This window comes from Epilithonimonas zeae (genome assembly GCF_900141765.1).
Lineage (GTDB): Bacteria > Bacteroidota > Bacteroidia > Flavobacteriales > Weeksellaceae > Epilithonimonas > Epilithonimonas zeae.
Window position 1 is genome coordinate 2,437,381 of the sequence record NZ_FSRK01000001.1, and the last position, 13,148, is coordinate 2,450,528.

Here is a 13,148-nt window from a genome sequence, read left to right on the forward strand (position 1 = left end):
ATGATCAAAATTTACAATAAAAAAGAATCAACAATACAAAACATATATCTGTTCAGCGAAGATGATTGGGAACAGGAAAAAAGCTCGTATCCGAATGTTGAATTATTCTTCAATGGGAAAAAGAATGAAATTTTCATCAAAACTCAGTCTGATAAATTTGATTTCTTCATTGGAATCGGGAAAGATTCGAAAGGTTTTGAAATTCAGGCAATAGCCAACAAATTTGCGAATGATTACAAAAAAAATCTGCAGGCAGTTGCGACTTCGGTTCATTCAAAGTTAGGATTGAATTTGACGGAAGAATTTGTAAAAGGTTTATTCTTGGGAACGTACCTCTACCCTTTTGAGAAATCGCATCCGTTTTGGCAGGAGAATTTTGAACTTCATTTTGAAAATATTTCTGAGGAAGAAGGAAAAGATCTAGCCTTGAAAACAGAAGCACTTTGCAACGGACAATTTGCCGGAATGGAATGGCTGAACAAACCAGCCAATCACAAAAAAGTGAATCAGATTTCAGATTTTTTGAAATCGACCGCAGATAGATATGGATTAAAATATAAATCATTCAACAGAGAAGAATCGATTAAGGAAGGTTTAGGTGCGTTTGTAGCTGTAAATCAAGGAAGTTCACAGGAAGCATCTTTCACGATTTTGGAATACAATTGCAGAAAAGATGATGCAAAAACTTTCGGCTTAGTGGGAAAATGTGTTTTGTTTGACACAGGCGGAATCTCCATCAAGCCATCTGACAATATGCATTATATGAAAAGCGATATGGGCGGAGCAAGCGCCGTTATCGGAGCGTTGATTACAGCTTCGGAACTGAAACTTCCAGTCAATATCATCGCTATTCTTCCGATTACAGATAATGCTGTTTCGGAAAATGCGTATTTGCCAAGCGATGTTGTAACGGCTTACAATGGAAAAACAATTGAAGTGCTAAACACTGATGCAGAAGGAAGAATGACTTTAGCTGACGGACTTTCTTACTTGTCAAAAAATTACAAAACCGATGTTTTGATAGATTTGGCAACACTTACCGGAAGTTCGGTTAGAATGTTTGGCTACACTTGTGGAGCTTATTTTTCTAACAATAATGATTTGAAAATCAAACTGGAAAAATCTGCGGATAAAACCAACCAAAGACTTTGGAATCTTCCACTTTGGGATATTTGGAAAGATGATTTCACTTCGGATGTTGCTGATTTTAAAAATATATCGATGAAACCTTTTGGAGACTGTATTATTGCAGGAAAATTTTTGGAACAGTTTATAGAAGGTCATCCAAATTGGGCGCATCTTGATATCGCAGGCGTTGCTTTTGGAAATGTTGGTTATGCCAAAGATAAAGCGGCGACTGGTTATGGCATTCAACTTTTATTAGATTTAATTGAAAACTATTAGACTAAAAATAAAGAAGTAAATCTTTGTAAATTTTACTTTTTACACAATACAATTTTGAAAATGAATATGGAAAAAACGATTGTCTGTATCTCCTGTTATTACAAAGGTTACGATTTTATGGACGAGTGCAAAAAAATCGGGAACAAAGTCATTTTAATCACTTCGGAAAATCTGAAGGAAAGACCTTGGCCTTGGCACGCTATCGATGAAGTTTATTATATGCCGGAACTGGAACCTTCGGTTTGGAATCTTGACCATTTGGTTCAGGGATTCGCATATTTGATGAAAAATCATCAGATCGATGCTGTGATTGCATTAGATGATTTCGATGTGGAAAAAGCGGCGATGATTCGTGAAACTTACCGTATTCCTGGAATGGGACAGACAACGCATCGTTATTTCAGAGATAAATTGGCAATGCGCCAACAGGCAAAAGACAACGGAATTTCTGTACCAGAATTTTCATCAATTTTCAATGATGCAAAACTACATCAGTTCACACAAGATGTTCCCGGACCTTGGGTCTTGAAACCTCGTTCCGAAGCTTCAGCCAGCGGCATTAAGAAAATCAATTCAGCCGAAGAACTTTGGCCGGCTGTGGAAAATCTTGGTGATGAACGTTACAAATTTCTTTTAGAATCTTTCAAGCCAGGCGATGTTTATCACGTGGATTGTCTGGTTTACAATAAAGAAATCGTGTTTTCCTGCTTTTCAAAATATCTTTCTCCACCGATGAAAGTTTCTCACGAAGGCGGTGTTTTCCGTACCAAAACTCTGGACAAAAATTCAGAAGAAGCAAAAGGTTTAAACGAAATTAACAAACAAGTTCTGGACAAATTCGGAATCCAAAACGGCGCAACTCACAGCGAATATATCAGAGGAACTGACGGACGATATTATTTCCTGGAAACGTCTTCCAGAGTTGGCGGAGCACATATTCCTGATATGGTAGAAGCTGCGACTGGTGTCAACATCTGGAGAGAATGGGCAAAATTGGAAAACGCACTTTTAGATGGAACTCAATATTCTGTGGAAGAAACTCATAAATTATTTGGAGGATTGATTGTGGCATTAGCTAAAGATAAACATCCCGACACTCACAATTTGCAAAGTGAAGAAGTAGAAAAATTTTTACCAATCGATTATCACGTTGGGATTGTTTACAAAGCAAAAACAGCAGATATCATCGAGGAAAGATTAGACCAAGCAGCAGAAGTTGTCACAGAACAGATTCTAAATATTCTTCCTCCAAAAGATAAACCGACAAGTTAAGTTCTAAGTTTATCAATTATCATTCATCAATTATAAATACAAATGCCACAAATAACACATACAGATTATTATTCACACATTCTCGGGATGAGCCTTCAGGTCGAAGTTACAGGACATTTCGGTTACCCGATTATTATGTTTCCAACTTCTCAAGGGTCTTATACTCAGAATGCAGATTTCCATTTGAACGGAAGCATTTCTCACTTCACAGACAATGGAATTTTAAAATTATTCAATGTTCAGACGATTGATAAATTCAGTTTTTATGACAAAGGAATTTCTCCTTATGAAAGAATCAGAAACTACGAAATGTATGTTCAGTTTTTGGCTCAGGAGTTCATTCCTTACATCCAAAGAACCCACAACACACATCGCGTTGCCGTAGCAGGTGCAAGCTTCGGAGGTTATCACGCTGCGAATTTCGCGTTCAGATTTCCGGATTTGGTTTCGCATCTTTTCTGCCTGTCAGGCGCTTTTAACATCAGGAATTTTATGGACGGTTATCAAGACCAACTGATTTATTTCAATTGCCCAGACGAATTCGTGAAAAATGACGAAGCCTGGAAATATAAACATATGCATATTGTTCTCAGCACATCTGACCGTGACATTTGTTTGGAACCAACTAGAAAAATGGCAGGAATCTTAACTGAAAAAGGAATCAATCATTGGTATGATGAACAAAAATGGATAGACCACGACTGGGTGCTTTGGAGAATGGTTTTTCCCAAGTTCATAGGTAGGTTTTTCGGGTAATCAAAAATTTAAATTAATAAAATAAACATACAAACTTCGGACTTCGGACATCCGTCTTCCGACCTTAAAAAAACAAAATTATGGCAAAAAAAATTGGAATTTTATTCGGAATGGAAGATACTTTTCCGTGGGCTTTTATTGATAAAGTCAATGAATTAGGAAAAGGAGAATATATCGCAGAACCGGTTCAAATAGATAAATTAGAACAAGGTGCAGATTATGGTTACGCTGTGATTATCGACAGGATTTCACAAGATGTTCCATTTTACAGAGCTTATCTTAAAAATGCGGCTGTTAACGGAACTTACGTTATCAATAATCCATTTTGGTGGAGTGCAGATGAAAAATTCTTCAACAATGCATTGATGTCAAAAATAGGGATTCCGTTGCCGAAAACCGTTTTACTACCTTCACACGAAAGACCAACAAACACTTCTGAAACATCTTTCAGAAATTTGAAATTCCCTCACGATTGGGAATACATTTTTAATTATATTGGTTTTCCTGCTTATATGAAACCTCACGACGGCGGTGGCTGGAGAAATGTCTATCGAGTTGAAAGTCCTGAAGATATGTGGGCAAAACACGCTGAGACAGAACAATTGGTAATGATGGTTCAAGAAGAGATTGTCTTTGAGGATTATTATAGAGTGTATTGTCTGGGCAGAAAATATGTTCACATTATGCCTTACGAGCCGAGAAACCCACACCATTTGAGATATGCAACTACACATCAAACAGAAGGAAAGGAACTCGAAAAGTTATTAAAAACAATTACGGATTATACCATCAAAATGAATGAAGCTCTGGGTTACGATTTCAACACAGTGGAATTTGCTGTGAGAGACGGAATTCCTTATGCGATTGATTTCTGTAATCCGGCTCCTGATGCAGATAGAAATTCAGTTGGAGAAGAAAATTTCCAATGGATTGTAGAACACGCTGCAAAACTAGCAATCGAAAAAGCTAAAGACTACAAGCCTGGCAAAATCAATATCGATTGGGGAAAATTTGTAACCAATCAGCTTTAAAAAAATAATAATATTTATGGCAGCTTAATCCGCCCTCCGTTCCCGCTTTTTTCTTTTTTATCAAAAAAGAAAAAGAGCTCCACTCAGGTCGGGCTGCGTGTAATTCACTGTTAAACTAACTATTACTAACTTTAATTTACAAACACAAAGAAAAAATATGCACAGATTCACAATTGGTGTTGAGGAAGAATATCAAATCATCGATGCGGAAAGCCGCGATTTGGTTTCTCACGTTTCCAAAATAATAGAAGGAGGAAAAGCAGTTCTCAGCGAAAATCTAAAACACGAGATGCACGAGTCGGTCGTTGAAATGGAAACAGGCATCTGTGAAAATATCCAACAGGCGCGCCAGGAATTGACTGACCTTAGAAGACATCTTGTAAAAACGGCTCACGACCAAGGTTTGCGAGTTTCCGGAGGTGGAACACATCCATTCTCGCACTGGAAAGATAATATCATTACAAAAGATGCCCGTTACGATAAAATCGTAAGCGATATGGGCGATGTTGCAAGATCGAATTTGATTTTTGGATTGCACGTTCACATCGGGATTCCTGACCGAGAAGAAGGTATCAGAATCCAGAATGTGATGCGTTACTTTTTACCTCACGTATACGCTTTATCAACTAATTCCCCATTTTGGGTTGGACGATTGACGGGTTTCAAATCTTACAGACAGGAAGTTTTTGCTAAATTCCCAAGAACGGGATTACCAAGTTATTTTAGCAGTGTTGCAGAATTTGATGCCTATGTCAATCTGATGGTAAAAACCGGAACGATTGATAATGCGAAGAAAATCTGGTGGGATTTGAGAGTTCATCCTTTCTACCCGACCATTGAATTCAGGATTTGTGATATGCCCTTGACTATTGATGAAACGGTTTGTCTTGCGGCAATTATGCAGGCTTTGGTTGCAAAAGTTTATAAAATGCACCAGCAAAATACAAGTTACAGAAGTTACAGAAGACTTCTACTAACTGAAAATAAATGGCGTGCTTCCAAAGATGGAATAGATGCACATCTGATTGATTTTGGAAAAGAAGCCAGCGTTCCATATCGTGACCTTTTGGAAGAACTATTACTTTTTATTGATGATGTTGTTGATGATTTAGGCTGTCGAAAAGAAGTTGAATACGCCAGAGAAATTGTGAAAAACGGCACCGGTGCCGACAGACAATTGAAAGTTTTTCACGAAAGCGGCGGTGATATGAAGAAAGTTGTAGATTATATGATTTACGAAACCGAGAAAGGACTTTTGTAATTATGGAGTATTAATTTTATTCTGTTATTTAATAAATTAAAGAAATATTTTCAATTTTGTAACTTTGCAAAAAGATTGGTTATGAATATCGAAACAACCAAATTAGAACTGATGAAACTACTTTTGAATACTCAGAAAGAAAGTGTTCTTGAGAAGATAAAAGAGATTTTCCAGAAAGAATCTTCGAAGGATTGGTGGGAAGAATTAAGTGAAGCGGAACATCAGGAAATTGAATTAGGACTAAAAGAAGCTGAAAACGGACAAGTTAAATCGAACCAAGATGTGATGAAATTGTTTGATGAATGGAAATAGAAATCGTCTGGACAGATCGTGCAGAAAAAGGGCTTTTCAAAACAATTGAATATCTAAAATCAAATTGGACAAAAAAGGAAATTCTGCGATTGGAAGACAATATCCATAAATTCATTGAACGAATCAAATTACAGCCAAGTCTATATCCTAAAACTATTAGATTCAAACATCTGCATAAAGGAATGGTTGATGAAAATAACTATATCGTTTACAAAATAAATCCGAAAAAGAAACAAATTGTAATAATTAATTTCAGAGACGGTAAGCAAAAATCAATTTATTAAAGACAATTATGAATATGAGTAAAAATGATGTAAGAATTGCACTTCTTGATATGAACAATAATCATCCAAATCAAGGGATGAGAAATATAAAAGAGCTATCGAAAGCCTTTCAGGAGCAGTCGGAATACGATGTTTCACTGGAGCTTTTTGATGTTCGTTATAAAAATGAAATGCCAAATATTGAAGATTTTGACATCTTCATTTCTTCTGGTGGCCCGGGAAATCCACATCGCGAAGGTTATGAATGGGAGCAGAGATTTGCTGATTTTTTGAAGCAGATTTGGGAACACAACAAAACCAATGAACAGAAAAAATATCTGTTTTTGGTTTGCCATTCTTTCCAATTAGCTGTTATTCATTTTGGGATTGCAAATGTATGCAAGAGAAAATCATATTCTTTCGGCGTGATGCCAATCCATAAATCGGAAGATGGCGAGCAGGAATTTTTATTTAAAAATCTACCCGATCCTTTCTACGGTGTTGATTCCAGAGCGTACCAATGTATTGAACCAAATCAGGAAAAATTGGACGAGTTGGGAATGAAAATCGTGGCTTTGGAAAAAATCCGCCCAACAGTTCATCTGGAAAGAGCAATGATGGCAGTTCGTTTTTCTGACGAGATTTTCGGAACACAATTTCATCCGGAAGCTGACCCGCTTGGCTTCATCAAAAATCTGGAAGACGAAAAAAATAAGGAAGCGATGATTGAAACCTTTGGGATGGAAAAATATCTTGAAACAATTGACAGAATGGACGATGATGACAAAATCGTGTTAACCAGAGCACAAATTATCCCAAGATTTTTACAGCTTGCTTCTGAGCAAATTATTAAAAACTTGGTATTTGGTTAATTATAATTCTAACTAAAACCAAATACCTACAACCAAACACAAACTATGATTCCAAAATACAGAACTCAATTCAACGAAGAATTTTCTCAGGAAAAACACCAAAAAGTTAATGAATTAATAAAACAGAAATGCGGTCACGAAGCCGCGTTTCGGCTTTCTGAGAGCCCTATTTTTTTAACTAAAGATTTTCAGCAAAAGCTGGATGATGCTTCTCAGACAATCATTTCGCAAATCAAAGAGATGTCTGATGAGGAATTAAGAAAAGCAATTCCTGCTAATTGTAATGTTCCAAATGACACTCAAAAACCACATTTTGTGGCGATAGATTTTGGAATCTGTCAGGATGAAAATGGAAATGTGATTCCGCAATTGATAGAATTGCAGGCTTTTCCAAGTCTGTTTGGATTTCAAAAGTTGTTTGAAGAAGTCATTACCGAAGTTTATCCTTTTCTGAATGAATTGAAAAACTCGCTTCCGAAAGATGAATACATCAAAAAAATAAAACAGGTTATCGTCGGAAACGAAAATCCTGAAAATGTGATTCTTCTGGAAATCTATCCTGAAAAACAAAAAACAGCAATTGATTTTGTTTTGACAGAGCAATATCTTGGAATCAAAACGGTTTGTCTGACGAAAATCAAAAAAGAAGGCAAAAAGTTGTTTTATGAAAATGAGGGAAAACTAATCCAAATCAACCGAATTTATAATCGTGTGATTTTTGATGAATTGGATAAGATTGAAAGTTTGGAAACCGAATTTAATTTCCGAGAAGACGTTGATGTAGAATGGATCACACATCCGAATTGGTTTTTCAAAATCTCAAAATATATCCTTCCAAAATTGAAACACGATTTTGTTCCAAAAAGTTATTTCTTGTCCGGTTTTACTGAAAATGAACAACTGGAAAATTTCGTTCTGAAACCGCTTTTCTCATTTGCAGGAAGTGGCGTGAATCTTAATCCAAGTCAGAAAATCATTAGTCAAATTGAAGATAAAGAAAATTATATCCTTCAAAGAAAAGTGACTTATGCGCCTCTTTTTGAAGACATCAACGGAGAATTTTCCAAAGCCGAAATTCGTTTGCTTTTTGCGTGGAATCCAGAGGATGAAAATCCCGAACTACTTGTCAATCTTGTAAGAATGACTAAAGCTGCAATGGTAAATGTAGATTTTAATAAGAAAGATGCGATTTGGATTGGGAGTTCTATGGCATTTTTTGAGAAGTAAGTTACTACTTGTCTTGTAGTTCTGGCTTATTTTTTGGACATAGCGATAAAAAACTATGTTCGATTTTAAGCAAATTCTACTCGGTTCCGAAGATTGGAACTTCCTTCTAGAAACGGTTCTCAGGACTGGAATAATGTTCTTTGTCATCATTTTCGGACTTCGGCTTTTGGGAAAACGAGGCGTGAAACAATTATCAGTTTTTGAGCTTGTTGTGATTATCGGGCTCGGCTCTGCCGCTGGTGACCCGATGTTTTATAAAGATGTTGGAATAATGCCTGCGATTGTTGTTTTCACAATGATTATTAGCCTATATACTATTATTACTTACTTAATTGGCAAAAGCAAAAAATTTGAAAAGTTGGTTGAAGGCAAACCGATTTGTTTGATTCAGGATGGAGTTTTTTGTATTGATGATTTCAAGAAAGAATCCCTTGGAGAAGACGAATTCTTTGCGGAGCTAAGACTGAAAGGCGTTTCGCAACTTGGTCAGGTTGAAAAAGCGATTGAGGAAATTTCCGGTGAAATTAGTGTTTTTTATTACGAAGATAAAGATGTAAAATATGGTTTACCGATTATGCCCAATTCATTAGAAAATCCACGAAAGACATTTACTAAAACCACTCATTATTCTTGTACTTTTTGTGGCTATACTCAGGAATTCAAATCCGGAGAACACAGCAATTGTAAGGTCTGCAAAAATGATGAATGGGTAGAATCTTCCAATAAAAAAAGAGTCTCTTAAATCAATTTCAATTCATCAATTTTCAATTCATCAAAATGATGAATGACCAAATCGGCAGTTTCGTAATTCTGATTTTTGCTGTTCTCACTTTTGTAACCAATACAGAATATCTCTGCAGCATTTGCAGCCTGGATTCCGTTGGTGCTGTCTTCTATAATAATGCAATTTGATTTTTCACTACCTGAGAGTCTTTGTGCTTCATTAAAAATAGCAGGATTTGGTTTAGATTCTGGGAAATCTTCTCCACTCACGAGATGTGAGAAAAATGGAAATAAATTGAATCGTTTAAATACTCGGTCAATCGTAGATTTTGCAGCCGAAGAAGCTAATATCAACTGGAAATTAGAAGAATAAAGGTTTGTGATTAGAATTTCTACGCCATCTAACAATTTCAAAGCTGGGTCACTATCGAATAAGTCGTAAAATAAGGTTCTTTTTCTTTGGATTAATTCCTCAACATTGGTATCGATCCCAAAAATTTCTTTAATCATTTGATAGACATTCCGGGTCGATTTGCCTGTAAATTTTGAGAATAATTCTGCGTCAACTTCGATATTCAGTTCCCCGAAGTGTTGATAGTAAGCTTTTTTGTGAAGTGGTTCTGTATCCACAATCACACCGTCCATATCAAAAATAACCGTATTTTTCATTAACCTATTTCATTAATTTCGGTGCAAAAGTAGGGATTCTAGAATTGTTGAATTTAATTTAAGGATTAATTTATTAAATTATAGCGTGTGATTCTAACTTTAAATTAACATTTCATCCGTCAACTTTAATATTTCATTATAACAATAAAATCAGGATTTAAAGTACTTTAGCTTTAAATTATAACCATGAAAAAACTAATACTCTTATTGCAGTTTCCTATTATTGTTTTTAGTCAACAAAAAATTAAAATTGTTGATTCTGAAACATCGAAACCAATTCCTAATGCCAGAATCATCTCCAACCAAAATGTCTATTATTCCAATGATGACGGCTATATTCTATTGCCTGAAAATAGTGATAAACAAGAGATCTCTGCAATTGGTTATTTGTCCGAAACAGTGAAAAATTACAAACCGATAATTAGTTTAAAACCAAAATATCAAAATATTGATGAATTAAAAATTGTTTCCATCGACATCAAAAAATTACTGAAAGATGTTTCTGACAATTACTCAAAAATCTATTATGACCAACCTCAACTTTATGACATCACGATAAAACAAAGAGCTTTTGAAAATAACCAAATGAAACTTCTGATGATTGCAGATGGAAAATTCTGGAGTAAAGATGGAACCTATTATCCAAAAGAAGCTATCAACAACAGATTTGATAATTTCGTTCAACTTCAGATAGATGATTTGCGATATTTGAAATCCGAAACTTATGAGAATAAAATCAAAATAAAAAAACAAAATACTACTCAAGATAACATCGGAGATTTGTTCTTAAGTTTTGAACTTTTACGAACCTTGAGGTTTGCTGAATTGAAAAGGTCAAAAACATCTGGAAAGCTGTTAGACGATAATGGAACAGAACAAGATATTTCTTTTCTTATCAAATTAGATTCTACCCATATTTACAAAGGACGGATTTTGTATAATAAAATAGATAAAGCCATCACGCATTTTGACTTACATTTCAATCAAAGTTCTACCAAACCTTTACCATTAAAAGATGAGGACGGTGTAGAATATCTAGTACAATTGGGAGATGGAATCCTTAGTTTTGATTATTATAAAAATGGGGATAAATATGTACCGTCGAAAATTGGTTTTGTGGTAGAAAATTTAAAAACTTTTGTCGGAGATAAAATTTATGAGAAACGTTCTGCAAGAGAGATTATTTTCAAAAATTTCGCAAAATCGGATTCAAAAGGAGTTCAAAATCCAGTCAAAATCAACCAAGATTATTGGCAATATTTGAAAATGAGCTATGATAAAGGCGACATACTTTTATCTAAGGAAGAGGAAGAATTCATCAATGAAAAATCGAATGAAATACAGAATTAATATTTTTTTAGCATTGGTAATGCTTACCAATTTTGCAAAGGCACAGACGCATCGTTTCATATATGATGTGATTTATAAAAAAGATTCTACATCTGAGGTTACTACGAAAGAAAATTACATCTTGGATATTAATAAGTCTGAAACGCTTTTCTACACTTGGGATTTTTATCTTGCAGACTCATTAATCAACAACAATATCCCTTTCCCTAAGGATATGAAACTGAATACGTCTAACATCATCGTTCACAAGATTGGAAATAATCAGTTTGAGGAATATGACCTGATAGAAAACACAGTTCTGAATCTAAAAACTGAGAACAGCCAAAACTGGAAATTGACCGATGAAAAGAGACAGATTAAAAATTTAACATTACAAAAAGCTACCACAACTTGGGGTGGAAGACATTGGATTGCTTGGTTCGCAACAAGTTTTCCTTTTCCAGAAGGTCCGCATAAATTTCACGGTTTGCCTGGTTTAATTATTGAACTTTCTGATGATAAAAACAATTACCGTTTTGAATTGGCTAAATCTGAAAAAATCGCAAATCCCGAAGAGAATCAATTCATAGAAATGTCTAAACAGATGAGCATCCCAGTAGACTGGAAAAAATATAAAGCAATGAAACTGAATTATTACGAATCTCCTTTCAACTTCATCAAAAACGGAATTGGTAATTCAAAAGTTGAAGATTTCTTTTTGAATGATGGAACAGTTGTCAACTCCAAAAACCAGAGAGAAATCAATAATCAACTGCGCAATGTTATCAAGAAATATAATAATCCTATAGAATTGGACAAAGCTATAAACTATCCTTGATAGCCATAAAATCAATTTTTCTAATCGAAATTCAGTCTTATAATTTTATCTTTTCCAGCTAAAATTAATATATTTTTATCGAGCCATTCGCAGGCGTAAAGATTTTTTTCGTCTGAAATTTTTGTCCAGGTCTTTCCATAATCTGATGAGAAACTAATGTGTTGGTCTCCGACCGCAACGATTTCTTTCCCATTTGTTTTTGGACGGAATTTAACGCAAGTCATGTAGCCTGCATTTTGTCCACTGGCTTGGATTTGCCAAGTTTGTCCACCATCGTTTGTCGTTGCGATATTATTGATATTCTCGGATTGTTTGGTGTAATCTCCGCCTACTGCAATTCCATTAGTTTCACTATAAAAATCAATAGAATAGATTCCTTTAGAAGAAGTTCCTTGAACAAATGGTGTATCAAAAACTTCCCAATGTAAAGGATAATTCCAGCTAAATCTAAAAATTCTAGCTTTCGTTCCGCCAGTTGCAATCCATACCACACCTTTATTCATAGCAATATTAGTATTACTGGCTGCAAAATGAGCTTCACCTTTATCATATTTTGGATAATTCAAAAGTTCATAATTTTTGTTATTATTAAAATTGAAGTATCTCGGAAAACCATCTTCATTAGGATCACTTATAGCAATTCCTAAATTCTTCGATTGAATAACAAATGAATCGTAAAAAGCTGTTTTTGCAGAATCAGTATGAAAAGTTTCTGACTTTAAAGTTTTCTTATCAATCTTAAAAAAATAAGCTGGACTTTCAATATTAATTGTATAAAAGTCAGCTTTATCTTGTGCTAAAGTTCGAAACTGTAACTTTTTATCAGAAAGCAATATTTGTTTCTTATCCGCTTTATCTTTCAAATTCACAAATCCAAATTTAGAATCCGTACCTGCGTACCAAACTTTTCCGTCCCAGAGTTGAATGGCTCTGATGCTGATTTTATCGGTCAATAAAGTATCGACTGTGAATTTCTGAGATAGTAGAAATGACGAAATCATCGTCAGTGAAAATAGTACTAGTTTTTTCATTTTATAAAATTAATGAAAGTTTGGGAATGTTGATGATTGTTGATAAAATTTGATTATACAGACAAAATCCCTAGCCCAGATAGGAACGGCATCCTTTTTTGTTATTGCGGGGTAAATGGTTCAAAAGATTGCTTCACTTCGTTCGCAATGATGAAAAAGA

14 protein-coding genes are annotated in these 13,148 nt (G+C 34.9%); 12 read left to right on the top strand and 2 right to left on the bottom strand.

Going from position 1 to position 13,148, the window contains the following annotated elements:
- From BUR19_RS11075 to BUR19_RS11120, 10 genes are all read left to right on the top strand, one after another.
- On the top strand, positions 1–1,404 hold the full coding sequence (locus tag BUR19_RS11075) for a M17 family metallopeptidase (RefSeq protein ID WP_074235383.1): 1,404 nt from the start codon (positions 1–3) through the stop codon (positions 1,402–1,404).
- Between the two features lie 60 nt (positions 1,405–1,464).
- Positions 1,465–2,676 (top strand): ATP-grasp domain-containing protein, encoded by a 1,212-nt coding sequence (locus tag BUR19_RS11080; protein ID WP_245799058.1) that lies wholly within the window; start codon positions 1,465–1,467, stop codon positions 2,674–2,676.
- A gap of 42 nt (positions 2,677–2,718) precedes the next feature.
- A complete protein-coding gene (locus BUR19_RS11085) occupies positions 2,719–3,432 on the top strand; it encodes an alpha/beta hydrolase-fold protein (RefSeq protein WP_074235384.1) in 714 nt (237 codons plus the stop codon).
- An 80-nt stretch (positions 3,433–3,512) separates the two neighbouring features.
- A complete protein-coding gene (locus tag BUR19_RS11090) occupies positions 3,513–4,463 on the top strand; it encodes an ATP-grasp domain-containing protein (protein ID WP_074235385.1) in 951 nt (316 codons plus the stop codon).
- Between the two features lie 157 nt (positions 4,464–4,620).
- Positions 4,621–5,724, top strand: coding sequence for a carboxylate-amine ligase (locus BUR19_RS11095; RefSeq protein WP_074235386.1), 1,104 nt, complete (start codon positions 4,621–4,623; stop codon positions 5,722–5,724).
- 81 nt (positions 5,725–5,805) lie between these two features.
- Positions 5,806–6,036, top strand: coding sequence for a hypothetical protein (locus BUR19_RS11100; protein ID WP_074235387.1), 231 nt, complete (start codon positions 5,806–5,808; stop codon positions 6,034–6,036).
- On the top strand, positions 6,027–6,320 hold the full coding sequence (locus BUR19_RS11105) for a type II toxin-antitoxin system RelE/ParE family toxin (RefSeq protein ID WP_074235388.1): 294 nt from the start codon (positions 6,027–6,029) through the stop codon (positions 6,318–6,320). Before BUR19_RS11100 ends, BUR19_RS11105 begins: the two co-directional genes overlap by 10 nt.
- A gap of 8 nt (positions 6,321–6,328) precedes the next feature.
- Positions 6,329–7,171 (top strand): type 1 glutamine amidotransferase, encoded by an 843-nt coding sequence (locus tag BUR19_RS11110; RefSeq protein WP_245799059.1) that lies wholly within the window; start codon positions 6,329–6,331, stop codon positions 7,169–7,171.
- Between the two features lie 45 nt (positions 7,172–7,216).
- The gene (locus tag BUR19_RS11115; protein ID WP_074235390.1) at positions 7,217–8,398 is read left to right on the top strand and encodes a hypothetical protein; all 1,182 of its coding nucleotides are present in this window, start codon (positions 7,217–7,219) and stop codon (positions 8,396–8,398) included.
- A gap of 55 nt (positions 8,399–8,453) precedes the next feature.
- Positions 8,454–9,140: a DUF421 domain-containing protein gene (locus BUR19_RS11120; protein WP_074235391.1), complete on the top strand. Its 687-nt coding sequence runs from the start codon at positions 8,454–8,456 to the stop codon at positions 9,138–9,140.
- Here the strand turns inward: BUR19_RS11120 and BUR19_RS11125 are convergent.
- Entirely contained in the window at positions 9,137–9,790 is a 654-nt protein-coding gene (locus tag BUR19_RS11125; protein WP_074235392.1) for an HAD family hydrolase, read from the bottom strand. The genes BUR19_RS11120 and BUR19_RS11125 overlap by 4 nt on opposite strands.
- Positions 9,791–9,976: 186 nt before the next feature.
- On the opposite strand from BUR19_RS11125, the gene BUR19_RS11130 reads away from it, so the two are divergent.
- Together BUR19_RS11130 and BUR19_RS11135 are read left to right on the top strand one after the other, a co-directional pair.
- Complete coding sequence (locus tag BUR19_RS11130) at positions 9,977–11,140, top strand: hypothetical protein (protein WP_074235393.1); 1,164 nt, start codon at positions 9,977–9,979, stop codon at positions 11,138–11,140.
- Entirely contained in the window at positions 11,124–11,957 is an 834-nt protein-coding gene (locus BUR19_RS11135) for a GLPGLI family protein (protein WP_074235651.1), read from the top strand. The genes BUR19_RS11130 and BUR19_RS11135 overlap by 17 nt, the downstream gene beginning before the upstream one ends.
- 20 nt (positions 11,958–11,977) lie before the next feature.
- On the opposite strand, the gene BUR19_RS11140 is transcribed toward BUR19_RS11135, so the two are convergent.
- The gene (locus BUR19_RS11140) at positions 11,978–12,988 is read right to left on the bottom strand and encodes a WD40/YVTN/BNR-like repeat-containing protein (protein ID WP_074235394.1); all 1,011 of its coding nucleotides are present in this window, start codon (positions 12,986–12,988) and stop codon (positions 11,978–11,980) included.
- Positions 12,989–13,148: the final 160 nt, after the last annotated feature.

Excerpts from the sequence above, each read along its gene's own strand:
- BUR19_RS11120 (WP_074235391.1), top strand. The coding sequence starts at position 8,454 with ATGTTCGATTTTAAGCAAATTCTACTCGGTTCCGAAGATTGGAACTTC.
- BUR19_RS11135 (WP_074235651.1), top strand. The coding sequence starts at position 11,124 with ATGAAATACAGAATTAATATTTTTTTAGCATTGGTAATGCTTACCAAT.
- BUR19_RS11080 (WP_245799058.1), top strand. The coding sequence starts at position 1,465 with ATGAATATGGAAAAAACGATTGTCTGTATCTCCTGTTATTACAAAGGT.
- BUR19_RS11140 (WP_074235394.1), bottom strand. The coding sequence starts at position 12,988 with ATGAAAAAACTAGTACTATTTTCACTGACGATGATTTCGTCATTTCTA.
- BUR19_RS11125 (WP_074235392.1), bottom strand. The coding sequence starts at position 9,790 with ATGAAAAATACGGTTATTTTTGATATGGACGGTGTGATTGTGGATACA.
- BUR19_RS11105 (WP_074235388.1), top strand. The coding sequence starts at position 6,027 with ATGGAAATAGAAATCGTCTGGACAGATCGTGCAGAAAAAGGGCTTTTC.
- BUR19_RS11115 (WP_074235390.1), top strand. The coding sequence starts at position 7,217 with ATGATTCCAAAATACAGAACTCAATTCAACGAAGAATTTTCTCAGGAA.
- BUR19_RS11090 (WP_074235385.1), top strand. The coding sequence starts at position 3,513 with ATGGCAAAAAAAATTGGAATTTTATTCGGAATGGAAGATACTTTTCCG.
- BUR19_RS11085 (WP_074235384.1), top strand. The coding sequence starts at position 2,719 with ATGCCACAAATAACACATACAGATTATTATTCACACATTCTCGGGATG.
- BUR19_RS11130 (WP_074235393.1), top strand. The coding sequence starts at position 9,977 with ATGAAAAAACTAATACTCTTATTGCAGTTTCCTATTATTGTTTTTAGT.
- BUR19_RS11110 (WP_245799059.1), top strand. The coding sequence starts at position 6,329 with ATGAATATGAGTAAAAATGATGTAAGAATTGCACTTCTTGATATGAAC.
- BUR19_RS11100 (WP_074235387.1), top strand. The coding sequence starts at position 5,806 with ATGAATATCGAAACAACCAAATTAGAACTGATGAAACTACTTTTGAAT.
- BUR19_RS11075 (WP_074235383.1), top strand. The coding sequence starts at position 1 with ATGATCAAAATTTACAATAAAAAAGAATCAACAATACAAAACATATAT.
- BUR19_RS11095 (WP_074235386.1), top strand. The coding sequence starts at position 4,621 with ATGCACAGATTCACAATTGGTGTTGAGGAAGAATATCAAATCATCGAT.